At 65.2% G+C, this 23,714-nt stretch carries 21 protein-coding genes; 3 read left to right on the top strand and 18 right to left on the bottom strand.

Translation table 11 applies throughout. The features are described from left to right. Positions 1-154: 154 nt before the first annotated feature. Both BM190_RS19365 and BM190_RS19360 read right to left on the bottom strand, forming a co-directional pair. Entirely contained in the window at positions 155-1,555 is a 1,401-nt protein-coding gene (locus BM190_RS19365; protein WP_092257839.1) for a LysM peptidoglycan-binding domain-containing M23 family metallopeptidase, read from the bottom strand. 109 nt (positions 1,556-1,664) lie between these two features. Continuing rightward, entirely contained in the window at positions 1,665-2,315 is a 651-nt protein-coding gene (locus tag BM190_RS19360; RefSeq protein ID WP_018317880.1) for a protein-L-isoaspartate(D-aspartate) O-methyltransferase, read from the bottom strand. A gap of 228 nt (positions 2,316-2,543) precedes the next feature. On the opposite strand from BM190_RS19360, the gene BM190_RS19355 reads away from it, so the two are divergent. Next, on the top strand, positions 2,544-2,915 hold the full coding sequence (locus BM190_RS19355) for a response regulator (RefSeq protein WP_008547195.1): 372 nt from the start codon (positions 2,544-2,546) through the stop codon (positions 2,913-2,915). Between the two features lie 3 nt (positions 2,916-2,918). Here the strand turns inward: BM190_RS19355 and surE are convergent, their stop codons facing one another. The 12 genes from surE to BM190_RS19295 all read right to left on the bottom strand — a co-directional run bounded on the left by surE (position 2,919) and on the right by BM190_RS19295 (position 15,026). Further along, positions 2,919-3,686 carry a 5'/3'-nucleotidase SurE gene (gene surE / locus BM190_RS19350; protein WP_018317879.1) on the bottom strand — a complete coding sequence of 256 codons (768 nt, stop codon included), beginning with the start codon at positions 3,684-3,686 and terminating at the stop codon, positions 2,919-2,921. Positions 3,687-3,781: 95 nt separating this feature from the next. Further along, on the bottom strand, positions 3,782-4,144 hold the full coding sequence (locus BM190_RS19345) for a hypothetical protein (protein ID WP_092257836.1): 363 nt from the start codon (positions 4,142-4,144) through the stop codon (positions 3,782-3,784). A 149-nt stretch (positions 4,145-4,293) separates the two neighbouring features. Then, positions 4,294-5,625, bottom strand: coding sequence for a serine--tRNA ligase (gene serS / locus BM190_RS19340; protein ID WP_092257833.1), 1,332 nt, complete (start codon positions 5,623-5,625; stop codon positions 4,294-4,296). 211 nt (positions 5,626-5,836) lie between these two features. Then, positions 5,837-6,655 carry a twin-arginine translocase subunit TatC gene (tatC, locus tag BM190_RS19335; protein ID WP_018317876.1) on the bottom strand — a complete coding sequence of 273 codons (819 nt, stop codon included), beginning with the start codon at positions 6,653-6,655 and terminating at the stop codon, positions 5,837-5,839. Continuing rightward, positions 6,652-7,146, bottom strand: a complete 495-nt coding sequence (tatB, locus tag BM190_RS19330) for a Sec-independent protein translocase protein TatB (protein ID WP_018317875.1) — start codon at positions 7,144-7,146, stop codon at positions 6,652-6,654. The genes tatC and tatB overlap by 4 nt, the downstream gene beginning before the upstream one ends. A 90-nt stretch (positions 7,147-7,236) precedes the next feature. Further along, positions 7,237-7,470, bottom strand: coding sequence for a twin-arginine translocase TatA/TatE family subunit (locus BM190_RS19325; RefSeq protein WP_018317874.1), 234 nt, complete (start codon positions 7,468-7,470; stop codon positions 7,237-7,239). Between the two features lie 167 nt (positions 7,471-7,637). Then, positions 7,638-8,402 (bottom strand): SMC-Scp complex subunit ScpB, encoded by a 765-nt coding sequence (gene scpB / locus BM190_RS19320; protein WP_177237162.1) that lies wholly within the window; start codon positions 8,400-8,402, stop codon positions 7,638-7,640. 21 nt (positions 8,403-8,423) lie between these two features. After that, a complete protein-coding gene (locus BM190_RS19315; RefSeq protein WP_018317872.1) occupies positions 8,424-9,263 on the bottom strand; it encodes a segregation and condensation protein A in 840 nt (279 codons plus the stop codon). Further along, a complete protein-coding gene (gene nagZ / locus BM190_RS19310) occupies positions 9,260-10,288 on the bottom strand; it encodes a beta-N-acetylhexosaminidase (RefSeq protein ID WP_092257827.1) in 1,029 nt (342 codons plus the stop codon). The genes BM190_RS19315 and nagZ overlap by 4 nt, the downstream gene beginning before the upstream one ends. Before the next feature lie 46 nt (positions 10,289-10,334). Continuing rightward, positions 10,335-11,888: an SPOR domain-containing protein gene (locus tag BM190_RS19305; RefSeq protein ID WP_092258582.1), complete on the bottom strand. Its 1,554-nt coding sequence runs from the start codon at positions 11,886-11,888 to the stop codon at positions 10,335-10,337. Between the two features lie 141 nt (positions 11,889-12,029). Next, complete coding sequence (gene argS, locus BM190_RS19300) at positions 12,030-13,820, bottom strand: arginine--tRNA ligase (RefSeq protein ID WP_092257824.1); 1,791 nt, start codon at positions 13,818-13,820, stop codon at positions 12,030-12,032. A gap of 9 nt (positions 13,821-13,829) precedes the next feature. Beyond that, on the bottom strand, positions 13,830-15,026 hold the full coding sequence (locus BM190_RS19295; protein WP_244550677.1) for a deoxyguanosinetriphosphate triphosphohydrolase: 1,197 nt from the start codon (positions 15,024-15,026) through the stop codon (positions 13,830-13,832). A 135-nt stretch (positions 15,027-15,161) separates the two neighbouring features. On the opposite strand from BM190_RS19295, the gene erpA reads away from it, so the two are divergent. Continuing rightward, entirely contained in the window at positions 15,162-15,491 is a 330-nt protein-coding gene (erpA, locus tag BM190_RS19290) for an iron-sulfur cluster insertion protein ErpA (protein WP_018317867.1), read from the top strand. A gap of 76 nt (positions 15,492-15,567) precedes the next feature. On the opposite strand, the gene BM190_RS19285 is transcribed toward erpA, so the two are convergent. Together BM190_RS19285 and BM190_RS19280 are read right to left on the bottom strand one after the other, a co-directional pair. Further along, positions 15,568-16,674, bottom strand: a complete 1,107-nt coding sequence (locus BM190_RS19285; RefSeq protein WP_092257819.1) for a dienelactone hydrolase family protein — start codon at positions 16,672-16,674, stop codon at positions 15,568-15,570. An 85-nt stretch (positions 16,675-16,759) separates the two neighbouring features. After that, positions 16,760-19,090 (bottom strand): hybrid sensor histidine kinase/response regulator, encoded by a 2,331-nt coding sequence (locus BM190_RS19280; RefSeq protein ID WP_092257816.1) that lies wholly within the window; start codon positions 19,088-19,090, stop codon positions 16,760-16,762. 134 nt (positions 19,091-19,224) lie between these two features. On the opposite strand from BM190_RS19280, the gene xth reads away from it, so the two are divergent. Then, positions 19,225-20,022 (top strand): exodeoxyribonuclease III, encoded by a 798-nt coding sequence (xth, locus tag BM190_RS19275; protein WP_092257813.1) that lies wholly within the window; start codon positions 19,225-19,227, stop codon positions 20,020-20,022. A 61-nt stretch (positions 20,023-20,083) separates the two neighbouring features. Here the strand turns inward: xth and BM190_RS19270 are convergent, their stop codons facing one another. Together BM190_RS19270 and ilvD are read right to left on the bottom strand one after the other, a co-directional pair. Beyond that, positions 20,084-20,914: a tetratricopeptide repeat protein gene (locus tag BM190_RS19270; protein ID WP_026201921.1), complete on the bottom strand. Its 831-nt coding sequence runs from the start codon at positions 20,912-20,914 to the stop codon at positions 20,084-20,086. After that, entirely contained in the window at positions 20,901-22,622 is a 1,722-nt protein-coding gene (gene ilvD / locus BM190_RS19265) for a dihydroxy-acid dehydratase (RefSeq protein WP_092257810.1), read from the bottom strand. Before ilvD ends, BM190_RS19270 begins: the two co-directional genes overlap by 14 nt. Positions 22,623-23,714: the final 1,092 nt, after the last annotated feature.

Below are 23,714 nucleotides of genomic sequence, written 5' to 3'. Positions count from 1 at the left end.
ACTGTCATTCCCCGCCTTGTGCGCAATTGCGCACTGGAGCGGGGAATCCAGTTCGCCGCAGCCTATCGGCTCAACCACAACTATCTCTTGAATACTGGATCGCCCGCTTTCGCGGGCGATGACACCGTTCGTGTGGTGAGGGGCTGGCGGCGCCTCACGCCCCGTTCAGGAACTGAAGCGGGTCAACCGGGCTCGATCCTTTGCGGATCTCGAAGTGGAGCTGCGGCGACGCCACCTCCCCGGATTGACCCGACTTGGCAATGACCTGACCGCGCTTGATGGTATCGCCGCGCTTCACCATCAGCTCACTCGCATGGGCATATGCGGTGACGTAGCCGTTGGAGTGCCGAACCAGGACAAGATTGCCGTAACCCTTCAGCTCGTTGCCGGAATAGGCGACGACGCCGTCTTCCGCCGCCTTCACCGGCGTCCCCTCGGGCACCGCGAGATTGATGCCGTCATTGGACTTGCCATTGGTCTTGGCGCCGTAGCTCGTGACCACCTTGCCGCGCACCGGCCAGCGGAAGGTCGGCAGCGCGCTGGTGGTCTCCGCAGCTTTCGCCGGGGTCTCGGCGGGCTTCTCTTCGACGTTGGTCGTGGCCTGGGCCAGGCGAGCGCTCTGCACCGGCGCGGCGACAGCCGCCATCTTGGTGGCGGGCGCGGGAGCGGCAGCAACCGGCTGGAGCGTGCCGACGACCGGAGCAGCCCCGACAGGAGCCGCCGCAACCGGCGCCGCGAGGGCAGCGGTCTTGGCACCGGGCACGGTCAACCTGGTGCCGAGCTTGAGCTTGGCCGACGGATCGAGGCCGTTGGCACGGGCGAGCTCGGCCGACGTAATATGGTTCTTGCGGGCAATGCTGGCGAGCGTGTCGCCGTGGTTGACGAAGTGGGTGCTCGGCGGCGCCGCAATGGCCGCAACCGGCTTGGCTGCAGGCGCCATCGCAGGAGCCGCAGCGACGGGAGCCAACGCGGGCGCAGGTGCAGCGGCCGTGGCCGGATGCGGGATGATCAGCTGCTGGCCGGGCGAGAGCGAACGCGGCCCCTTGTAGCCGTTGGCGGCAAGGATCGCCTGCGGCGTGACACGATAACGCTTGGCGAGGACGTCGAGCGTATCGCTGGTGCCGACGATGATCTTGGTGCCTCCGGCCGGCTGAGCCGCGGCAACGGAACGCGGCGGCACGGTGGCCGTGGTCTCAAGATGCGGCTGCGTCGGGGGCGCGTAGGAGCTGACGCCGCGCCCGCCTCCGGACACGCCACCACCACCCGTGACGGGATAGGATTGCGGTGAGGACACCGCCGGCGGCGGCAAGGGCTGAGACTGATAATAGCCGGGCTGCGTCTGCGGCCGCGAATATTGCGGCAGCTCGCGCTGCTGCGGCGGCGGGGCCTGCTGCACCGAACCGGTCTGGTCAGAGGAGAAGGGGTTGGAGAAGTTCGACTGGGACAGCCGCGACGACATGTCGGCGCTGCATCCTGCGAAACTGAAGGAGATCAGCGCCAGCACCGCGACCTGCGGTACGCGGCGCGAGTAAAGCAACTCGGCGACGACGGACATGGTTACTCACTCGTACGCAACAGAACTGGTGTTTTAAGTAAACACGCGCCGAGTAAATAACGGCTTAACCCTCCCAATAAGATGTTGGCGGCGCAGCCGATCCGGAAATCTACAGCTCCCGCGCCACCCCGGGCAGTGCCGGCACGAAGCGGACCTCGACGAGTTCCTTGCGCTCGATCCCGGCTTCGGTGCGGGTCAGGCGGACCAGCGTCTGCACACCCTGATGCGGGCCGACCGGCGCGATCAGGATGCCGCCGACCTCGAGCCGCTCGACCAAATTGTCCGGAAGCTGCTCGACCGCGGCGGTGACGATGATGCGGTCGAACGGACCGATATTAGGCGGCAGATTGAGCCCGTCGCCGAGCATCACCTCGACATTGTGACAATCGAGCTTTTCGAGCCTGGCGCGTGCCGTGTCGGCAAGCTTGCGGTAGCGCTCGACTGTCAGGACCTGGCCGGCGAGCCGCGACAGCACGGCAGCCTGATAGCCGGAACCTGCCCCGATCTCGAGCACGCGGTGCCGCTTCTGGAGCTGGAGCTGCTCGGTCATGTAGGCCACGACGAAGGGCTGGCTGATGGTCTGCCCGCAGGCGATCGGCAGCGCGCTGTCACGATAGGCCCCGTCGCGATCGGCCTCGTCGACGAAAAGCTCGCGCGGCACCTCCTCCATGGTTCGCAGCACCGCCTGATCGCTGATGCCCCGACGCCTCAGCGTGAGCTGAAACATCATCTTTTCCGGCGGATGCTGATGGGAGGTCATTGCCTGCTTGTGCTGTCTTGCCGGGGCCAGTGGACGTTAAACCCGGGCGCAAGAATCGTGTTCCTGCTCAGGAACCCATGATAACCTTCGCCTGGAGCATTTGACCACAAATTGGCTTCCCACGGGCGAGCCGCGATGACCATTTTCAGGTATCCGTTCGTCGAAACGCGCATTGCGTCAATTCGTGTTATCTGCGAACGTTTTTGGCAATGGGCAAGGGACTCAATTATGACCGCGACAGGGCTTTCCGGCCGCTCTGTATTTCTCGTCGAGGACGAGGTGATGATCAGGATGATGGTCGCGGACATGCTCGAAGAGCTCGGCTACAAGGTCGCAGCTGAGGCCGGCGACATCACCGAGGCCATGCGGCTCGCCCAGGCGACCGAGTTCGACATCGCCATTCTCGACGTCAACGTCAACGGCAAGGTGATCTCGCCGGTCGCCGATGTGATCAAGGCGAAAGGCTGCCCGTTCATCTTCGCCACCGGTTACGGCTCCTCCGGCCTGCCCGAGCAGTACCGCGACCGGCCGGCGCTTCAAAAGCCGTTTCAGCTCGACGCACTCGGCAAGACCATCGAAGCCGCACTTCGCGGCGGCTAGCCGCTATTTCAGCGTCGCGCTGAGCTCTTCCGAAAACGCTTCGTTGGTACGGTCGAGCCTGAGCGGCGTGACCGAGACGTAGCGCTCGCGAAGCGCAGCCAGATCGGTGCCGTCCGCCGGGGTGTCCATCATCGCGGCGCGCTCGAAGCCGATCCAGAAATAGGGATTGCCGCGGCCGTCCTGGCGCTCGTCGATCCTGAGGAAACCGAGATTGCGCTTGCCCTGGCGCGTGACGCGGATGCCCAGCACATCCTCGGGCGCGCAGGACGGGAAGTTGACGTTGATGACGGTGTCCTTCGGAATGCCCGCGGCAATCACCTTGCGCAGGATGTCGGGCCCGAACTTGCGGGCGGTGTCCCACGGCGGGCGCTCGCGGGTCTCGACGCTGAACTCCTGCGACAGCGCGAATGAGGGCAAGCCCAGGATGGTGCCTTCCAGCGCGCCGGCGATGGTGCCGGAATAGACCACATCCTCGGCGACGTTGCGGCCCTTGTTGACCCCGGACAGCACGACGTCGGGCAGCTTAGCCCCGAGGATATGGCGCGCGCCCATGATGACGCAGTCGGTCGGCGTGCCGCGCACGGCAAAGTGCCGCGGACCGACTTCGCGCAGGCGCAAGGGATCGTTCAGCGACAGCGAATGCGACACGCCGGACTGGTCGAGCTCGGGCGCCACCACCCAGACGTCGTCGGACAATGCGCGCGCGATCTCCTCCACGACCTTGAGGCCGGGGGCGTGGATGCCGTCGTCATTGGTACAGAGAATGCGCATGCGAAGGGTCGATTCCAAAAAAACGGGGTCTGAGCGGTCTTATCCGGCTCCGGCCGATCAGGCAAACCGGCTGATCGGAGGTTCCCGGCCACGTCCTACCGGCGGATGCGCCATTGCGGCAGGAAGCGCGCCAGCCGCCCCTCGGCACGCAGACTCATCGCGGGTACCGCCGGACTGACGATCGGCGCCTCGATCACGCCGAGCGCCTCCAACTGCGCAACGAACGCATCCGGCTCCGGCGTCTGCGGAAAGCGTTCGCGCGCCACCGTCAGCGCGTTGTCGAAGTCGGCAGCATTCACACCGGGCTTGGCCCGCCGGCTCTGCACGAGATCCTCGTCCCAGAGCCGCGCGATCTCGATGTCGAGCACGCCGCGCAGGCGCTGATCGACGGCCTGGATGCCCGCCCCCGTCACCGCCCATTGTCGGCCGACCCAGAAGATGTCGCGGTGCAAGGCCATGAACGGTGGGTTCGCGTTGCGGGGCCGGCAGGATAGCCGGCCGCCAGATCTTCGCAACCGATCGTTTCCGCCGTTACAGGCGAGCAATGCGATTCTCGTCTTGACGCGTTTTCTTGGCGCGAACCGTACCCACTTCGCCCGAAAACGCTTTAGTCGCGCCCGATCACCTTCACGCCGCCCATATAGGGCTGCAGCACGTCGGGGACTGGGATCGAGCCGTCCTCCTGCTGATAGGTCTCCATCACGGCGATCAGCGCGCGGCCGAGCGCGGTGCCCGAACCGTTCAGCGTGTGGACGAAACGCGGCTTGCCGTCGGGACCGCGCGAGCGCGCATCCATGCGCCGTGCCTGGAAGTCGCCGCAGACCGAGCAGCTCGAGATCTCGCGGAATGCCCCGCCCTCGCCCTGCCCCGGCATCCAGACCTCGATGTCATAGGTTTTTTGCGACGAGAAACCCATATCTCCTGCGCAAAGCGTCATCACGCGATAATGCAGGCCGAGCCGCTGCAGCACCTGCTCGGCGCAGGACAGCATCCGCTCCAGCTCGTCCTTGCTCACCTCCGGCGTCGTGATCGAGACCAGCTCGACCTTGGTGAACTGGTGCTGGCGGATCATGCCGCGCGTGTCACGCCCGGCAGCGCCCGCCTCGGCGCGGAAGCACGGCGTCAGCGCAGTGAGCCGCATCGGCAGTTGCTTCTCGTCAAGAATGGATTCGCGCGCGAGGTTGGTGAGCGAGACTTCCGCGGTCGGAATCAGGCCGAGGCGCTCAGTCCTCAGCCGCTCCTGGTCGGGCGAGGCAAGCAGCTCGCCCTTGATCGCCCAGAACTGATCGTCCTCGAACTTCGGCAATTGGCCGGTGCCGAACATGATCTCGTTGCGCACCAGCAGCGGCGGATTGATCTCGGTATAGCCGTGCTCGTCGACGTGCAGATTCAGCATGAATTGTCCGAGCGCGCGCTCGAGCCGCGCCAGCGCCTTCTTCAGCACGACGAACCGCGCGCCGGAGAGTTTTGCCGCCGCCTCGAAATCCATGTAGCCCAGCGCCGTGCCGAGGTCGTCATGCAGCTTCGGCGCAAAGCTGTAGTTGCGCTTGTTGCCGAACACGTGGTGCTGGACGTTGCCGTGCTCGTCGACACCATCGGGCACTTCGTCGAACGGAATGTTCGGGATCGCGGACAGCTCTTTGGTCAGCTCCTCATCGGCGGCTTTGGCGGCGGCCTCGAGCTGCGGCATCGTAGTCTTGAGCTCGGCGACTTCGGCCATCAGCTTGGCCGCGCGCGCCTCGTCCTTGGCCTTCTTGGCATCGCCGATCTCCTTGGACGCCGCGTTGCGCCGCGCCTGCGCCTGCTCGGACGCCAGGATCGCCGCGCGCCGCGTCTCGTCGATCGCGAGCAGCGAGGCCGACAACGGCTTCAGGCCGCGCCGGGCGAGGCCGGCGTCGAAGGCTTGCGGATTGTCGCGGATCGATTTGATGTCGTGCATGGCTGTGGTCCTGGATCGGCGCGTAAACAGACAACGGCAAACGTTGTACGTCAGCGCGTCCCCTAGCACAGCTGCCATCATCCGCGAAAGCGGATGATCCAGTATTCCAGAGACGGTGGTGATTCTCCGAGGGGCCGCGGCGTACTGGATTCCCCGCACCAGTGCGCAATTGCGCACCAGGCGGGGAATGACACCGGAGCGTGGGGCCGCCCTACTCCGCCGGATTAGCCGGCGTCGACACGTCGGTGCCGGTGGCGGCCTGCGCCGCGGCGGCAGCCTTCTTCTCCACCATCGCCACCGCGATGATCGAGCCCTCATAGAGCGCCATCAGCGGAATCGCCAGCGAGCACTGGCTGATCACGTCGGGCGGCGTCAGCACGGCCGCGATGACGAAGGCGATGACGATGAAATAGCGCCGCTTCTCGCGCAGCATCTTCGAGGTGATGATGCCGATGCGGCCAAGCAGCGTCAGGATCACCGGAAGCTGGAAGGCAATGCCGAAGGCAAAGATCAGCGACATCATCAGCGACAGATATTCGCCGACCTTCGGCAACAGCTCGATCTTTGCGGTCTCGTCGCTGCCGAGTTGCTGCATGCCAAGCGAGAAGCGCGCCAGCATCGGGAACACAACGAAATAGACCAGCGCCGCACCCAGCACGAAAAAGAACGGCGTCGCGACCAGATACGGCAGGAAGGCCTGCTTCTCGTGCTTGTAGAGCCCGGGCGCCACGAACATGTAGACCTGCCCCGCCACGATCGGGAACGAGATGAAGGCCGCGCCAAACATCGCCAGCTTCAGCTGGGTCAGGAAATATTCAAGGAACGCAGTGTAAATGAGCTTGGCGTTTGCGGGATCGCCGACGGCCAGGACGTAAGGCCATACCAACACGTTGAATATCTGCTTGGCGAAGAAGAAGCAGAAGATGAACGCAATGCCAAAGCCGAGCAGCGCCTTGATCAGCCGCGAGCGCAGCTCGATCAGATGGTCCATCAGCGGGGCTTTGCTGGCCTCGATATCGGCGTCGGTCATGACGCTTTGGCGTCCTTGATCGCTTCGGATGGCGCGGTGTCCTGCGCAACCGGTGCCTGCTCGACCTCACGGGTGATCGCGAGCGGCTCGTTGGCGGCCGCATGCGCCTCGGCTTCAATGAAGGTCGCAGGCGTCGGCGCTTCCGGGGTGGTTGGTGTTACCGGCGGTTCGACCGCCGTTGTGGTCGACGTCTCTGCCGGCTTGTCCAGCGCATCGACACGGAGCGCGTCGCTGACGTCCTTCTGCAGCGAGGTCAGCGGATTGAAGCTGGTCGCGGCTTCCTTGACCTCGTCGAAGCTCTTCTTGAGGTCGGCCATTTCGGCCTCGCGCATCGCTTCCTGGAACTGGCCCTGGAATTCGGCGGCCATCTTGCGGGCCTTGCCCATCCACTGGCCGACCATGCGCAGCACGCCCGGCAGCTCTTTCGGGCCGATGGCGATCAGGGCCACGACCCCGATCAGGACCAGTTCACTCCACCCGATGTCGAACATGAGGTCTTCCGTTCACGCGAAGCCGCAGCCGGCCCAATCCCTTGCGCGCAGGATCGGGCCGCACCCCGCGTCTCGCGTGCTTCTTCCGGCTCAGACGGCCTTGCTGCCGACGTCGGACCGCGCCGCGGTCGGCGCACCATTGTGCTCGATGGACTTGGCCGGCTCGGGCTTCTCGGCGGGCTTGTCGTCGTCCTGCATGCCCTTCTTGAACGCCTTGATGCCCTGCGCCACGTCGCCCATCAGATCCGAAATCTTGCCGCGGCCGAACAGCAGCAGGACCACTGCGATCACCAGGATCCAGTGCCAAATGCTGAGTGAACCCATCCTGCAACCCTCCAAACGCGCATGGCCGGGGACCCGGCCGATCTTCACCGAAACCTAGGCTTGGCAGGTCTCAAAAACAAGGACCTAGGCAGCGCCAATTCGCTGTTGGCACTACGTAATCTTGCTAGTGTTAACCGGTCGCAGGGCACCGGTAAAACGCAAAGGCCTCACTCTTCGGTGCCGCCTTCACCGCCCCCCTCATTGCCGCCCTGCGGCGCCTCTTCCGGGGTCTCGGGCTCGACCGCAGGCGCCAGCGCCAGATCGAGGTCCTCGCCCGGTTCCAAGGGATCCTCGTCTTCGCGGAGCTGCGGGTCGTCCGACGGCGTCGGCACGCTGAATCCGGTCGGCAGGCGCGAATCCAGCAGGCCCGTGCCCTTCAGCTCCTCGAGGCCCGGCAGATCGCCGAGCTGTTCCAGGGTGAACTGCGACAGGAAGTCCTCGGTGGTTCCGAAGGTCAGCGGACGGCCGGGCGTCTTGCGGCGGCCGCGCGGCTTGATCCAGCCGGTCTCCAGCAGCACGTCGAGCGTGCCCTTCGAGGTGACCACGCCGCGGATCTCCTCGATCTCGGCGCGCGTCACCGGCTGGTGATAGGCGATGATCGCCAGCACCTCGATCGCCGCGCGCGACAGGCGGCGGGTCTCGGTGCTCTCCCGCGTCATCAGCCAGGCGAGATCGCCCGCCGTGCGGAAGGACCATTTGTTGGCGATGCGAACGAGATTCACCCCGCGCAAGGAATAGTCGGCCTGCAATTGCTCGAGCGCGGCCTTGACGTCGACGCCCTCGGGCATGCGCTTGGCCAGCGTCGCGGTATCCAGCGGTTCACTCGAAGCGAACAGCAGCGCTTCCAGCAGCCGCAATTCCTCGGGACGTGCCTGGGATTCGTTCTCCATCGGCTCGGCCTCTTCTATCCGCACTTCAGCCAGGCTTGCCATGGCAGATTCTCCTTCTTGCACTTAACCGACCGGCGCATCAGGCGCAGGAGCTGCGTCCGGCACCGGTTTGGGGCGCCCCTTCCGGAAATAGATGGGCGCAAACGCCTCTTTCTGGTTCAGCTCGAGCTGACCTTCGCGAACCAGTTCCAGCGCGGCGGCGAAGCTCGAGGCGAACACCGTCGCGCGCTGCGTCGGATCGGCGACGTGCCGGACCAGGAAGTCGTCGAGCACGCCCCAATCGTCCTGCTCGCTGATGCTGCCGACCAGCCGCTCCAGCGTGGCGCGCGCCTCGGCGAGCGACCAGACCGTGCGCTTGGCCAGATGCACGCTCGCCAGCACGCGCGACTGGCGCTGCGAGGCGTAGGCGGTGAGCAAATCGTACAGCGTCGCCGTGTATTTCGGATGCTTGATCTCGGCGATCTGCTCGGGCTCGCCGCGCGGGAAGATGTCGCGAAGCAATTGCTGCCTGTTCATCAGCCGGTTGGCGGCTTCGCGGATGGCCTCCAGCCGGCGCAGGCGATTGGCGAGCGCGGTCGCCATCTGCTCGGCGCTCGGGCCCTCCGCGCTCGGCGGCTCCGGCAGCAGCAGGCGCGACTTCAGGAAGGCGAGCCATGCCGCCATGACGAGGTAGTCGGCGGCAAGCTCGAGCCGGATCTTTCGTGCGGCTTCGATGAAGTGGAGATACTGGTCGGCCAGCGCCAGGATCGAGATCTTGGCGAGGTCGACCTTCTGCTGTCGCGCCAGCGCGAGCAGCAGATCGAGCGGGCCCTCATAGCCCTCGACGTCCACCACCAACGCCGGCTCACCCTCGGCGAGCTCTGCGGGCCGCCCGGTTTCGAAAGATAGAATTTCTGCGGTCATGCGGAAGCCGTGTTTGCCCGTGCGATCAATGCGTCCAGCTCAGTGCGTGCGGCGACGCGGTCGAGCGGTTGCGGCGCCTTGCGCGCGGCGAGCGCGGCGTTCGCCCGCTCCAGCGCCCGGCCCGACAGCTCAGGTGTCTGGCCGGCGACCTCGCGCATCTCCTCGATATTGCCGTTGCAATGCAGGGCCATGTCGCAGCCGGCCGCGAAGATGGCGCGGGTCCGCTCGGCGATATTCCCCGACAGCGCGTTCATCGACACGTCATCACTCATTAACAAACCCTGGAACCCGATTGCGCCGCGAATCACGTCAGCAATCATTGTCGCAGATGTCGTCGCCGGATGGGCGGGGTCGACCGCGCTAAACACAACATGTGCAGTCATGGCCATCGGCAGGTCCGAAAGCGGCTTGAACGCGGCGAAGTCGGTCCGTTCCAGCTCTCCCCTCGGCGTATCGACCGTCGGCAGCTTGAAATGGGTGTCGGCAGTGGCCCGGCCATGGCCGGGGATGTGCTTGAGGACCGGCAGCACGCCGCCCTGCTCCAGGCCCTCGGTGACCGCGCGGGCAATCGCTGCGACCTTGCCGGGCTCGGTGCCATAAGCCCTGTTCCCGATGACCGCATCGGCGCCCTCGACCGGCACGTCAGCGAGCGGCAGGCAATCCACGGTGATGCCGAGATCGGCAAGATCGGCTGCGATCAGACGGGCGGACAACCGCGCCGCGGTGAGCCCGAGTGCCGAATCAGTGTCGTACAAGGTCGAGAAAACGGCGCCCGGCGGATAGACCGGCCAGTGCGGCGGACCCAGGCGCTGCACCCGTCCACCCTCCTGATCGATCAGGACAGGCGCGTCGGTGGCACCGGCCGCCGTCCGCAATTCCGCAACCAGTGCAGCGACTTGAGCTGGGGTTGCGACATTGCGCTTGAAGAGGATGAAGCCCCATGGGCGCTGGTCGCGGATAAACTCCCGCTCGACGGCGGTCAGTTCCGTTCCGGATACACCGGTAATGAAGGCCCGCGTGCTCATAACGGCCGATTAACCCTGACCCGCGAGGGGGTCAAGGAAACGGCCGTTAATTCCTCTGGACGAAGCAGGCGGACAAGCCTGCAGACTTCAGGCTGTTGCAGGCGTGCGTCGCCTCCTCGGCCGAACCATAGGGACCAGCGAAGGCGCGGTAGACGACGCCCTTGCCCTTGTCGGTGAGGTCGACGCGCTTGATCACCGGCGAACGGGAGCCGAGCACGCTGCCATATTTGCTCTGAAGCACGCGGTACGACGCGGCCGCGCTATCCTCGCTCTGCTGCGAGGAGACCTGCACGATGTAGCCACCACCGCCGCTGCTGGCGGGCGCGATTTGCGTCGGGGTGGTCGCAGCCATCCGCTGCGGCGGTTCGGCCGCCGGGACCGATTGCGGCGCCAGCGACATCGGCTGGTTGGCGCTGGCATTGGCCGAAGTCGGCGGATTGCGCGGTGCCGGCGGCACCACGGGCGCGGCAACAGGCTTCGGCGCAGCCGTCGGCTTGGCGGCGGCGGCCGATTGCGGCGTGGCGCTATCGGTCTGATCGCCCTTCACGGCGACAGTCCTGATCGGGCGCGGCGAACTGTTCGACATCGTGCCGTTGCTCGCGCCCGTGCTCGGCGGCGGTACCGCAGACGGCGACACGCTCGCCACCGAGGGCGGGTTCGCGTTCTGGTTCAGCGGCGGGAACACCACGCGAGGACCACCCGCCTTGGCGTTGACGTCGACCGGCGCTTCTTCGCGCGGCACGATCTTCTCGGTGCCATCGCCGCTCACCATGCGATCCGGCACCTTGGCCGAGGAATCCGACGGCGCGGGTACGATCTTGGTCGGAGTGTTGTCGGCCTTGATGATCGGCGGCTCACCGCTGCGGGGCGATCCGACATAGGTCTTGTAGGCGAAGGCGGCGCCGGTGCCGACCACGGCAAGCGCCAGGATCGCAGCGACCGTCATCATGCCGCCGCGCTGCTTCTTGGGCTCTTCGGGCTCCGCCTCCGGATAGTCGCTCTGATACGCGTAGGGATCGTCGGGATAGGCCGGATCGCGCTGATAGTCCTGCTCGCCTGCCTCCAGCCGGCCATAGAGCGCATCGTCGTAACGCGCCGGATCGGGCTGCTGATGCGGCTCCTGATAGGCGTGTTGCTGGTAAGCCTGATCCTGCTGGTAGGCATGATCCTGATAAGCCTGCGGCTGGTGAAGTTCAGGCTCGGGCGCGGCGGGCTGGGCTGAATAGCGGTGCAACGGATGAACCGGGTTCACGGACACGGGATAATCGGGCTCGGGAGCAGGCGCCGGCTGCGGCTGCACGTTGGCGCGCCGCATCCATGAGGGCGGCCCGGGCTGCGCCGGCGGGGCCTGCTCGGCATAGTCCTGCTGATAATCGTCCTGCCGATCCGCTTGCCGATAGTCGTCGTCCTGATAGCTCTGTGCGGGCGCAGGGACTGCCGGCGGATGTGCGCCGGGCCGCCCCTGAGCTGCGAACGGATCGGTCTGTCCGATCAGGCGGGCGAGCTCGGCCAAGGGATCGCTTTCCGCCTTGCCATGCTGGGCGCCACCGCGACCATAGTCATCGGAGGGAAACGGTCTGTCCTGATATCGTTCGGCCATCGTGATGATGCGTCCCTTCGGGAAAGCCGCGCGCCCCTCGACCAAGGCACGGCTTTCGACCCACAAGGCTTTCAACCAAGTCTAAGCGATCCGGCTTCTGCCGGTTACCCCCGATATTCCCCTTAAGTAGTTCGCCCCAAACTACCGCATCTCGTTCGGAGCATGGACGCCGAGGATGGCGAGGCCCGATGCCAGAACCGAGACGACGCCCTGGACCATGGCCAGTCGCGCCTTTGTAAGATCTGCATCATTATTGATAATGAAGCGTAAATAGGGCAAATCGCGCCCCTTCGTCCAAAGTGCATGAAATTCGCTGGCTAAATCATAGAGATAAAAGGCAATTCGGTGCGGCTCGTGGGCCGCGGCGGCAGCTTCCAGCATGCGCGGAAATATTGCGAGCCGCTTGAGCAGGTCGAGCTCGACGGGGTCTGACAGCCGTTCCACCGCCGACTCAGCGAGCCAGGCGATCCGCTCGCCGACATCCTCCGGCAGTTCCGGGAACACCTCCGCTCTCGCGTTGCGGAAGATCGAGTGGCCGCGGGCGTGGCCGTACTGGACGTAGAACACCGGGTTATCGCGCGACTGTTCCATGACCTTGGCGAGGTCGAAGTCGAGCACCGCGTCGTTCTTGCGGTAGAGCATCATGAAGCGGACGGCATCCTGGCCGACCTCATCCACCACCTCACGCAAGGTGACGAAGTCCCCGCTCCGCTTGGACATTTTCACCGGCTCGCCGTTGCGCAGCAGCTTGACGAGCTGGACGATCTTGACGTCGAGCGAACCCTTACCAGAGGTCGTCGCCTTCACCGCCGCCTGCATGCGCTTGATATAGCCGCCATGGTCGGCGCCCCAGACGTCGATCATCTCCGCAAAACCGCGGTCGAACTTGTTCTTGTGGTAGGCGATGTCGGCGGCAAAGTAGGTGTAGGAATCATCCGACTTGATCAGCGGACGATCGACGTCGTCGCCGTAAGCCGTCGCCTTGAACAGCAGCTGCTCGCGGTCTTCCCAATCCTCGACCGGCGCGCCCTTCGGCGGCGGCAGGCGGCCTTCGTAGACATCGCCCTTGGCCTTCAGGAAATCGATGGTCTCGGCAACCCTGTTGTTGCCGCTCTCGATCAGCGAGCGCTCGGAGAAAAACACATCGTGGCGGATGTTGAGGGCGGCGAGATCGTCCTTGATCTCGTCCATCATCATCGCGATCGCCTTGGCGCGCACCGTGGGCAGCCAACCGGCCTCGTTCATCGCGAGGAGCTTGTCGCCGTGCTCTTTCGCCAGCGCCGCGCCGACCGGCTTCAGGTAGTCGCCCGGATAGAGCCCCTCCGGGATCGCACCGATGTCCTCGCCGAGCGCCTCGCGGTACCTGAGGAACGCGGAGCGCGCGAGCACGTCGACCTGGGCGCCCGCGTCGTTGATGTAATATTCGCGCGCGACGTCGTGGCCCGCGAACTGGAGCAGGCTCGACAGCGCGTCACCAAACACGGCGCCGCGGCAATGGCCGACATGCATCGGACCGGTCGGATTGGCCGAGACGTATTCGACATTGACCTTGGACCCGCCGCGGACGCGGCCGTAATCGGCGCCCTCGCGCAGCACTGTCCGTAACGCCTCGGCCCAGGCGGCCGGCCTCAAGGTCAGATTGATGAAGCCGGGACCGGCGACGTCGACCTTGGCGATCAGCGCGTCCGCGCGCAGCCGCTCTGCGATCCGCTCGGCGAGGTCGCGGGGCTTTGCCTTGGCCTCTTTCGCCAGCACCATGGCGGCGTTGGTCGCCATGTCGCCATGGGAGGGATCGCGCGGCGGCTCGACCACCACGCGCGCGAAATCGATGCCCTCGGGCCAGTTGGCTTCCGCCGCCAGCGTACGGCAGGCGGCGTGCACGCGTGCAAGCACGTCGGCGAACAAATGCAGTGCTGAGGATGTGTCGGGCATGGCCGCCGCCTAACGCAAATCCGGGGTCGAGTCAAAAAGCCGCTGGTGCTCGGTCAGGGCGAAACGGTCGGTCATTCCGGCAATGAAATTGCCGATCCGGCGGGCCCGGTCGCCCTCATTGTCCGCCTCCGCCCCCAGCAGCCATTCCGGCGGCAGCTCGCTAGGGGATTTCAGGTATTTCGCGAACAGGTCGAACAGGATCTGCTCCGCCTCCCCCATCACCCGCATCACCCGCTTGTGACGGTACATGTGCTGATAGAGGAAGGTCTTGATGGCGGCCTCTTCCTCGGCGACCTCGGCCGGAAATGCGACCAGCGCCCGGCTCTGCTGGCGGACATCCTGGGCCGATTGGGGCTTCACCGCGGCGAGGTTCTTCTGCGCCTGCGCGAACACCGCGCCGATCAGGTGCGAGATCAGCTCGCGCACCAGCTCGGCGCCACGCCTGAGGTCCTCGAGATCGGGATAGTGCGCTGAGGTCTCGGCGATGATCTCGGCCGTGAGCGGCATCACCTTGAGATCGTCGAGATGGAACAGGCCGGCGCGCAGGCCATCGTCGATATCGTGGGCATCATAGGCAATGTCGTCGGCGATGGCGGCGACCTGCGCCTCCAGCGAGGCGAAGCTCCACAATTCGAGGTCGTAGATCTTGATGTAGTCGGCGATTCCGACGGGAATGCCCTGCTCGCGATAGCGCCCCACCGGCGCGCCGCTGCGGTCGGTCAGCGGGCCGTTGTGCTTGACGATGCCCTCCAGCGACTCCCAGGTCAGGTTGAGCCCGTCGAAATCAGGGTAGCGATGCTCCAGCGAAGCGACGACGCGGAGCGTCTGGGCGTTGTGGTCGAAGCCGCCAAAATCCTTCAGGCAGGCGTCGAGCGCCCGCTCGCCGGCATGGCCGAACGGGGGATGGCCGAGATCGTGGGCCAGCGCCAGGGTTTCGGTGAGGTCCTCGTCCAGCCCGAGCTGCCGGGCCAGCGCCCGGGCGATCTGCGCCACCTCCAGCGAATGGGTCAGCCGGGTGCGGTAATGGTCGCCCTCGTGGAACACGAACACCTGGGTCTTGTACTTCAGGCGGCGGAACGCGGTGGAATGGATCACCCGGTCGCAATCCCGCCGGAACGGGCTGCGGGTCCGGCTCGGCGGCTCCGCGACCAGCCGGCCGCGGCTGCGGTCGGGATCGCAGGCATAGGGCGCATGGGGGGCAGCCATTCCGACGGACACGACGAATTTAGTCCCTATCCATTTGATTCTGCGTATCCTTGCACTTAACTATGCCGGACGCGGGATACCAAATGAATTGGGCAAGTGAACCTGGTATGACCGCGCGACTATCGGAGACGAGCCATGACGACCGACGTGACCATCAGTGACCGCGCCGCACGCCGGATTGGAGAGATCCTCAAGGGCGAAGGCTCTGGCGCGATGCTGCGCATCTCGGTCGAGGGCGGCGGCTGCTCGGGTTTCCAGTACAAGTTCGACATCGACCGTGCGCGCACGGACGACGATCTCGTGATCGAGCAGGACAATGCGGTGGTGCTGGTCGATCCCGCCTCGCAGCCGTTCCTGGCGGGATCGCAGGTCGATTTCGTCGACGATCTGATCGGTGCCTCGTTCCGCGTCAACAATCCCAACGCCACGGCGTCCTGCGGCTGCGGGACCAGCTTCTCGGTCTAGCCCGACTTTTGACGGGTCATGCCTGGATCATTCCGGCAAATTGCAATGGGAGTGCCGCTATCGCGCGGACTGCGGTTCAATCCCCCGCCAGCTTCTGTCCGACCGCGTAAAGCCTGCAATCTTCGCCGCGCGAATTGATCTTGCATTTCATCAAAGCAGGTTCGCGTGCCTCCGGAGCTGTGCGGCCAACTCCAATACCGCAGTGGCCGCCCGTGCTCACCGCGAAGGCCTTGGCATCATCGGGATTGGCGAGATAGTCCGCGAACGCCTCCTGACAAGCGGCGACAGCCCCCGGCGGGATTGGCAGCTCAGCGAACAACGGCGCCTCTATGACGGTCTTGGTCGGAAGACCCAGCTTTTCGAGGAAGGGTTCAACGGATGGAAACCAGGTGTCTGCCGGCGCGAGCATGACGGTATTGTGGCCGTTCGGTCGGAACGGAGGCAGCACATGCAACTGCGCTGGCGCACCGCCGGCGCTGTAGGCCGCGAACATGCGCTGTGCCAAGTCTGGACCGTAGAATTGATCGTTCTCAGCATAGAGCCAAAGCATGGGGACACGGGCCGTGCGCCCCAATGCGGCTGATGTATAGACCAGATTATCAGGCGAGCAAGGTTGGTTGGGTGCGGAGAAGCTATGCCGACCGCCGTCAAAATTCACGGCGCCAACGACTCCCGGTATGTTCTGTGCGGCGACGGCCATCACCGTGAGCCCCCCAACGGAATGACCGAGCAAGACGACATGCTCAGCGTCGACCCAGGGCTCATGACGCAGTGAAGCGACCGCCGCAATGACATCGTCGCTGGCAGCGCGCGTGGCCGGAAGATAGTCGCAGGTCTGCCGCGCAGACTCGGAGAACCCTCCCCCAGATCGTCCATAGCCACGACGCATGATTGAGACCACTGCATATCCGCGCTGCGCGAAGGCGACGGCCGCCTTGCTGTAGCCGACTGGAGAACGGTTGAGGATTTCAGTGAAGAATTCCTCGCCGCCGCTAGGCATTCCGTGAGTGATCACGACGAGAGGAAATTTGCCGGGACGATCAGGACGAATGACGAAGCTTTCCAGCGACACTTTGTTGCCGGAGATCACGACAGGCAACATCATGTGTGCGCTCATCAGCGGCCCGTCGCCGGCGCGGGCGGAGGCCGTGAACAAGATGAGAAGCAGGACAACAATGCGCATGGCGCAGCAAGGTAACAGCGCGCATCCGAATTGCCAGCGTCCGGCCAACAGGTGCGAAACACATATTCATGCACGTGGTTAGCGCCTACGCGCCTGTTATCTGCTTCTCCTCGTCCGTCCACTCCATTTCGACCGGCATCAGCTCCGGCTGCAGCGGCGCGTCCTCTGACATCGTGTAGCCGTCGAGCGCGCGCAGCAAGGCCGCGACCAGCGCCGGCTTGCGCAGCGGCTTGGCGAGGAAGTCCGACATGCCGGCCTCGCGGCAGATCCTGACGTCCTCGGGGAAGGCGTTGGCGGTCAGCGCGACGATCGGCAAAGCTTCGCAGCGTCCGCCTTGCGCGCGGATGGCGCGGGTGGCCGCGAGCCCGTCCATGTCGGGCATGCGCACGTCCATCAGCACCACGTCGTAATTGCCTTCGAATGCTGCCGCGACGGCCTCAGCGCCGTCGGTGACGACGCGCAGCTCGACGTCGAAGGCCCCCAACATCTTGCTCACGACCATGCGGTTGACTGCATCGTCCTCCGCGACCAGCACGTTCAGCGGCCGATCGAGACCGGCGATACGGGCCTTGAGCTCGTCGGCCTCGTCGTGGCCGGCCGTCTGCTCGGAGGCCTGGACCTGGCTCCAGGGCAGCACCAGCGTGAAGCGGAAGGTCGAGCCCTCGCCCGGCGCCGAGGTGACGCCGATGGTGCCGCCCATCTGCTCGATGATGCGCCGGGAGATCGCAAGGCCGAGGCCAGTGCCGCCGAAGCGGCGGCTGATCGAGGCATCGGCCTGCGCGAAGTCGCTGAAGAGCTGGCCGAGCTTTTCGGGAGCGATACCGATGCCGCTGTCGGTCACCGTCCATTCGACGGTCGCCAGCAAGTCGCGGCGCGCCTGGCAGGTTGCCGAGATCGTCACCTCGCCCTCATCGGTGAACTTCACCGCATTGGACGCGAGGTTGAGCAGCACCTGGCGGATACGAGCGACGTCGCCGCGCAGCGTCGGCGGCAGGTTCGGGTCGAGTGCCAGCTTGACCGTCAGCCCCTTGGCCTTGGCGCTCGCGCGCACCACGGTCGCAACCGCCTCCACCAGCGCCTGCGGGGCGAAGTCGATCACCTCGAAGGTGAAGCGCCCGGCCTCGAGCTTGGACAGGTCGAGGATGTCGTTGAGGATGCGCTGGAGATTGTCGCCGGACTCGCGGATCGTGGTGACCGCCTCGCGCTGCTCCGGATCGAGCCTGGTCTCGAGCAGCATGCTGGCAAGCCCGAGCACGCCGTTCATGGGCGTGCGGATCTCGTGGCTCATCACCGCGAGGAAGTCCGACTTGGCGCGACTCTCGGCCTCCGCCTTTTCCGCGCGCCAGCGTTCGGTCACGTCGCGCCCGAAGCCGCGATAGCCGAGGAACTGGCCCTCGCGGTCATAGGCCGGCTTGGCCGTCAGCGACCACAGCCGCGCCTCGCCGCCGGCGACGACCTTGAGGTTCATCTCGTGCAGCGGCTCGTTCTGCTCCATCAGGCCGACGACGTTGTAGGCCGCGCTCTTGTCCTCCGGGCACAGCATGTCGAGCACGTCGGCGAAATGCGATCCCTTCAACAGCGGCAGCGGCAACTGAGCGACGTCCGCGAAGCGCTCGGGCACGTCGATCAGATGCCCTTCGGCATCGGTCTGCCACAGCCAGTCGCTGGCGTTCTCCTGAAAGTCCTTCAGCAGCAGCGAGATGATCTCGGTCTGGCGTTCGAGCTCGAGCTGGGCCTTGAGATTGCCGAGGAACAGATTGCCCTGCGAGACGATACTGCGCGCCATGAAAAATGCGAACAGCAGCAGGAACACCGCCGTCACCAGATACGGCCCGGCGCCGCAGAGCAGCATCGCACCGGCGCAGGCGGTCGTCATGGTGGCGAGATAGACGAGGCCGGCACGCGGGAAGGTCGACAGCGTGAAGGCACCGCCCGACATCATGCCGACCATCAGGCAGGCCAGGATCAGCTGGCTGGTCGGCTCGATGCGGCTGAACAGAGCGAGCGGCAGCGCGCCCCAGATCGCGGCGAGCAAGACCGCCTGCCGCAGCATCTGCCGCGCCGCGCGAGGCGAGGCCTCCTGCGGCGGGTTCTGATGCGACCGCCGCCAGGCGCGCACCGCGAGCGAGGCGGTGGCGGCGAGCGTCAGGCCCCAGATCGCGAGGAAGTCGTTCCAGCCCCTGCCCCAGAACAGGATCAGCACGATGGCGACGTTCAGCATCGTCACCGCCATCGTCACCGGGATCAGCCGCGTCACGGCGTCGATCTGCTTGGCGCGGATGCGGCGGATCTCGCGCTCGCTGAGATCGGCGGTCAGGCCGTCCTCGATCTCGAAGCCGCCGAGCCAATACAGGAACGCGCCGATCAGGCCGTCACGCGGCTCAGTTTGCTTCATCGACTTGTCCGGCCATCCCATTCGCGGAACCTTTTGACGATCAATGGCCTGCCGCATGCTTAAGCCGGGTTAATTTTGTGGGAGATTTTGCGGCGTCCTTGACGGGCGCGTTTGCAGTTTGTTCTAACCATGGCCCCTGCCCGGAGCCCGCCGACATGACCATCAGAGTTGCCACCTGGAACGTGAACTCGGTCCGGCAGCGGATCGACCTCCTGCTGACCTGGCTGAGGGAGTGCCAGCCGGACATCGTCTGCCTCCAGGAGATCAAATGCGTCGACGAGGCCTTTCCGCGGCTGGAGATCGAGGCGCTCGGCTACAACGTCGTCACCCACGGCCAGAAGACGTTCAACGGTGTCGCGCTGCTCTCCAAGCTCCGGTTCGACGAGACCAAGTCGGGGCTCGCCGGCGACGACGAGGACGCCCATGCCCGCTTCATCGAGGGCGTGGTGACGCTGAAGACGGGCGTGATGCGCATCGCCTGCCTTTATCTGCCCAATGGCAATCCGGTCGGGACCGAGAAATATCCCTACAAGCTCAAATGGATGTCCCGGCTTCTTGACTATTCGAAGGAGCGCCTCAAGACCGAGGAGCCGCTGATCCTCGCCGGCGACTTCAACGTCATCCCGCACGCCCGTGACGTCCATAACCCCGCCGCCTGGACCGAGGACGCGCTGTTCAAGCCGGAGACGCGGGAGAGCTTTCAGTCCCTGCTCGGCCTCGGCCTGACCGATGCCCTGCGGGCTGTCACGGATGAGCCCGGGCTTTACACCTTCTGGGACTACCAGGCCGGGGCCTGGCAGAAGAACCAGGGCCTGCGGATCGATCACCTGCTGCTGTCGCCCCAGGCCAGCGACCGGCTCGCCAATGTCGGGATCGACAGCTATGTGCGCGGCTGGGAGAAGCCCTCGGACCACGTGCCGGTGTGGGCGGATCTGGATCTGGAGGCGGCGTAGGCTACGCAGAATTGGGGGGCACGCTGCGCTTTGCCCACCCTACGAGACCGAGATTGCCGAGCTACTGCCGGCGGCCGCCCTGCACCCACTGTTCCAGCATTTGCAGGCACATGGCGCGGTCGTCGTCGGAGGCCTTGGCGAAGGCGCGGCTGTAGCTTTCCTTGATCCAGGTCTCTTCGGCGCCGGCGCTGTCACGCGCCAGCGTCAGCCACATCAGGCCGCGCGCGGCCTGCCTCGGCAGGCGGTCGCCGTTGAACAGCATCTGGCCGAGCAGCGCCTGCGCCTCGTGCTGGCCCTTCTGCGCGGCGAGGCCGAGCCAGCGCGCGCCATAGCGGAAATCCTCGCGCGAGGCGTCCGGCGTCTTCAGGTAGAGCCGGGCGAGATCGTATTGAGCGTCGGCATTGCCGAAATAAGACGCCGCATAGGAGAACATCTCCCGCGCCCGCTCCGGATCCGACTTGACCTTCGAGTTCGGGATGCCGCTCAGATAGTAGCGGCCGAGCGCGACAAAGGCGTTGGCCACGATCTGCGCCTGCGGTGCCGACGGGCTGTCCTCGGCATGCGCATTGGCGATCCGGCTGAAATATTCGAAGGCGCGCAGATCGTCCTGGGCGACGCCGTCGCCATTGGCGTACATGCGGCCAAGCTTCCACTGCGCGATGGGGTGGCCACCCTCGGCGGCATACTGCAGCGCACTGAGCGAGGTCTCCTGAGGCACAGCCGCCGGCGCGACCTTACCGCGCGCGGTCACCGCGGTCCCCGGCAAGGTGGTCACGACCGGGATGGTCGCGTCCTTCGGGTTGACCGGAGCCCCGTCGAAGGCAAGCGCCGGGGCGGCCAGCGCACCGGCCCCCAACACAAACGCAACTATGGCACGCCTAGATGTCCGCATAGCACTGTTTCTCGTGCGCGCCGCCCGGATGGGTCACTGCCCCCCCGACCGCTGGTCCAACCTGTTGAGCATACTTCCAGAGCGCACCTGACGTGTGGTTAGTCGCGCGAGCGGTCCATTTGGTCTTGCGCTGGGCCAGCTCGGCGTCGCTCAATTTTACGTTAAGGGTACCGGCGACCGCGTCGATCTCGATGATGTCGCCGTCCTCGAGCAGCCCGATCGGGCCGCCAATGGCCGCTTCCGGCCCGACATGGCCGATGCAGAAGCCGCGGGTGGCGCCGGAGAAGCGGCCGTCGGTGATGAGCGCGATCTTGCCGCCCATGCCCTGGCCGGTCAGCGCCGCGGTGGTCTGGAGCATTTCCCGCATGCCGGGGCCGCCCTTCGGCCCCTCGTAGCGGATCACGATGACTTCGCCTTCGCGGTAGGTGCGCTTCTGGACCGCCTCGAAAGCATCCTCCTCACGGTCGAAGCACCTGGCCGGACCGGTAAACCTGAGGTTGGACATTCCCGCGACTTTCACGATCGCACCTTCTGGCGCCAAATTGCCCTTCAGACCGACCACACCGCCAGTGACGGTGATGGGCTTGTCTGCCGGGTGCACCACGTCCTGGTGCGGATTCCACTTCACGCTCTTGAGGTTTTCGGCGATCGTGCGGCCCGTGACGGTAAGGCAATCACCGTGCAGGAAGCCGTTGTCGAGCAGCGTCTTCATCAGAAGCGGTATGCCACCTACTTCAAACATGTCTTTGGCGACATAACGGCCGCCCGGCTTCAAATCCGCGACATATGGTGTCTTTTTGAAGATTTCGGCAACGTCGAACAGGTCGAACTTGATGCCGCACTCATGCGCGATCGCCGGCAGGTGCAGCGCAGCATTGGTCGAGCCGCCCGAGGCTGCGACCACGGCGGCGGCATTCTCCAGCGCCTTGCGGGTGACGATGTCGCGCGGCCGGATATTTTCGGCGATCAGGTCCATCACCTTCTCGCCCGCGGTCATGCAGAAGGCGTCGCGGATTTCATAGGGTGCCGGAGCACCGGCCGAGTAAGGCAGTGCAAGGCCGATCGCCTCGGACACGGTCGCCATGGTGTTGGCGGTGAACTGCGCGCCGCAGGCACCCGCCGAGGGGCACGCCACGCGCTCGATCTCGTCGAGGTCCTCGTCCGACATGGCGCCGACCGAGTGCTTGCCGACGGCCTCGAACATGTCCTGCACGGTGACCTGCTGCCCGCGGAACGTGCCGGGCAGGATCGAGCCGCCATAGATGAAGATCGAGGGCACGTTGAGACGGACCATCGCCATCATCATGCCCGGCAGCGACTTGTCGCAGCCGGCGAGCCCGACCAGGGCGTCATAGGCATGGCCGCGGACGGTCAGCTCGACGGAGTCGGCGATGCATTCGCGCGACGGCAGCGAGGAGCGCATGCCGTCATGGCCCATCGCGATGCCGTCGGTCACGGTGATGGTGCAGAACTCGCGCGGGGTGCCGCCGGCCGACGCCACGCCCTTCTTCACCGCCTGCGCCTGGCGCATCAGGGCGATGTTGCAGGGAGCGGCCTCATTCCAGCACGAGGCGACGCCGACGAAAGGCTGGTGGATCTGCTGGGTGGTCAGACCCATGGCGTAGAAATAGGACCGATGCGGCGCGCGCGCAGGGCCTTCCGTCACGTGACGGCTCGGCAGCCTCTGCTTGTCAATCTTCGCGCTCATCGCAAACCAGTTTCCTCGGTCAACCCTTTCAGACCCGAAAAATCAGAGCCAAGATTTGAATCGACCTTGGGATTTCTCGTCGCCTTCGAAGACCGCCGCTGCCCTAGAACATTAGAGCGATTTTATTCATGTTTGGGTGTGGCCAAAAAGCGGCGGTGATGCGAACCACCAGTGATGACGGTTAAATCGGAACCGAGTGTTGCGTAGACAGCACAATCGTTACCGGGAAGACACGGGGTGGACTACTTCAATACCCTCGCGGGAAGGATGATCCCACAACTTCAGATTTTGTATCGGCAACAACACTTCCGCATTTGCTCCACGAGGCGGTGACCGCGCGGGTGAGTCGGGGCGCGCCGCTCGTCAACGATTCTTCCCTCGTGTCCCGGACAAGCCGCACCGTTGAAGGAGCGCTGCGCTCCGTCCGGGGCACCAGCGGAGTTATGACGCACGCTTTCTCCACGCCGTCATTGCGAGCGAAGCGACTTGTCCGCCGAAGCCTCGGCGAAGGCGGAAGCACTCCAGAGTCTTTCCGCGGAGGGATTCTGGATTGCTTCGTCGCAAGCGCTCCTCGCAATGACGGAGCAGGAGGCACCATCGCGATGCTCCAATGCATATCCCAGCTGCAGTGCCGTAGGGTGGGCAAAGGCGCATCGCGCCGTGCCCACGATCTCTGTCCATAAGCAACAAGGCGTGGGCACGCTGCGCTTTGCCCACCCTACGAGATCGAGATTGTGGCACGCAGCTCAGCTCACGGACATGCCTTCGCGTCCTCGCGGCGCAATTCGCCCGAGCTTTGCTTGGTCTCGCGACCCTCTCATCCAAGAGGGCGCAGGGAAGGCCGGGTGCTGGCTCGCACCCGCGGTCCGCTGCGCGAAAAGCACACACAGAAAGAACCGCACAGCAGCATACAGGTGTGGCCGATCACTCGGCCTTCCCTGCGCGATGGCTGGACGGCTTATGCCGTGATCTCCCGGGAGCCGACCATTCCTTCTGGCCTCCCTCGCCCCGCGAATTTGGATGATGCAGTCTGCCCGGTTGGGCTCGCTCGCACCTTCGCGAGGACTTGACCGTAGCAACGACGGCCAGGAC

The organism is Bradyrhizobium sp. Rc3b (assembly GCF_900114915.1).
Classification (GTDB): domain Bacteria; phylum Pseudomonadota; class Alphaproteobacteria; order Rhizobiales; family Xanthobacteraceae; genus Bradyrhizobium.
This window is presented reverse-complemented; position numbering and strand designations above follow the sequence as displayed.

Excerpts from the sequence above, each read along its gene's own strand:
- BM190_RS19365 (WP_092257839.1), bottom strand. The coding sequence starts at position 1,555 with ATGTCCGTCGTCGCCGAGTTGCTTTACTCGCGCCGCGTACCGCAGGTC.
- BM190_RS19360 (WP_018317880.1), bottom strand. The coding sequence starts at position 2,315 with ATGACCTCCCATCAGCATCCGCCGGAAAAGATGATGTTTCAGCTCACG.
- BM190_RS19355 (WP_008547195.1), top strand. The coding sequence starts at position 2,544 with ATGACCGCGACAGGGCTTTCCGGCCGCTCTGTATTTCTCGTCGAGGAC.
- surE (WP_018317879.1), bottom strand. The coding sequence starts at position 3,686 with ATGCGCATTCTCTGTACCAATGACGACGGCATCCACGCCCCCGGCCTC.
- BM190_RS19345 (WP_092257836.1), bottom strand. The coding sequence starts at position 4,144 with ATGGCCTTGCACCGCGACATCTTCTGGGTCGGCCGACAATGGGCGGTG.
- serS (WP_092257833.1), bottom strand. The coding sequence starts at position 5,625 with ATGCACGACATCAAATCGATCCGCGACAATCCGCAAGCCTTCGACGCC.
- tatC (WP_018317876.1), bottom strand. The coding sequence starts at position 6,655 with ATGACCGACGCCGATATCGAGGCCAGCAAAGCCCCGCTGATGGACCAT.
- tatB (WP_018317875.1), bottom strand. The coding sequence starts at position 7,146 with ATGTTCGACATCGGGTGGAGTGAACTGGTCCTGATCGGGGTCGTGGCC.
- BM190_RS19325 (WP_018317874.1), bottom strand. The coding sequence starts at position 7,470 with ATGGGTTCACTCAGCATTTGGCACTGGATCCTGGTGATCGCAGTGGTC.
- scpB (WP_177237162.1), bottom strand. The coding sequence starts at position 8,402 with ATGGCAAGCCTGGCTGAAGTGCGGATAGAAGAGGCCGAGCCGATGGAG.
- BM190_RS19315 (WP_018317872.1), bottom strand. The coding sequence starts at position 9,263 with ATGACCGCAGAAATTCTATCTTTCGAAACCGGGCGGCCCGCAGAGCTC.
- nagZ (WP_092257827.1), bottom strand. The coding sequence starts at position 10,288 with ATGAGCACGCGGGCCTTCATTACCGGTGTATCCGGAACGGAACTGACC.
- BM190_RS19305 (WP_092258582.1), bottom strand. The coding sequence starts at position 11,888 with ATGGCCGAACGATATCAGGACAGACCGTTTCCCTCCGATGACTATGGT.
- argS (WP_092257824.1), bottom strand. The coding sequence starts at position 13,820 with ATGCCCGACACATCCTCAGCACTGCATTTGTTCGCCGACGTGCTTGCA.
- BM190_RS19295 (WP_244550677.1), bottom strand. The coding sequence starts at position 15,026 with ATGGCTGCCCCCCATGCGCCCTATGCCTGCGATCCCGACCGCAGCCGC.
- erpA (WP_018317867.1), top strand. The coding sequence starts at position 15,162 with ATGACGACCGACGTGACCATCAGTGACCGCGCCGCACGCCGGATTGGA.
- BM190_RS19285 (WP_092257819.1), bottom strand. The coding sequence starts at position 16,674 with ATGCGCATTGTTGTCCTGCTTCTCATCTTGTTCACGGCCTCCGCCCGC.
- BM190_RS19280 (WP_092257816.1), bottom strand. The coding sequence starts at position 19,090 with ATGGGATGGCCGGACAAGTCGATGAAGCAAACTGAGCCGCGTGACGGC.
- xth (WP_092257813.1), top strand. The coding sequence starts at position 19,225 with ATGACCATCAGAGTTGCCACCTGGAACGTGAACTCGGTCCGGCAGCGG.
- BM190_RS19270 (WP_026201921.1), bottom strand. The coding sequence starts at position 20,914 with ATGCGGACATCTAGGCGTGCCATAGTTGCGTTTGTGTTGGGGGCCGGT.
- ilvD (WP_092257810.1), bottom strand. The coding sequence starts at position 22,622 with ATGAGCGCGAAGATTGACAAGCAGAGGCTGCCGAGCCGTCACGTGACG.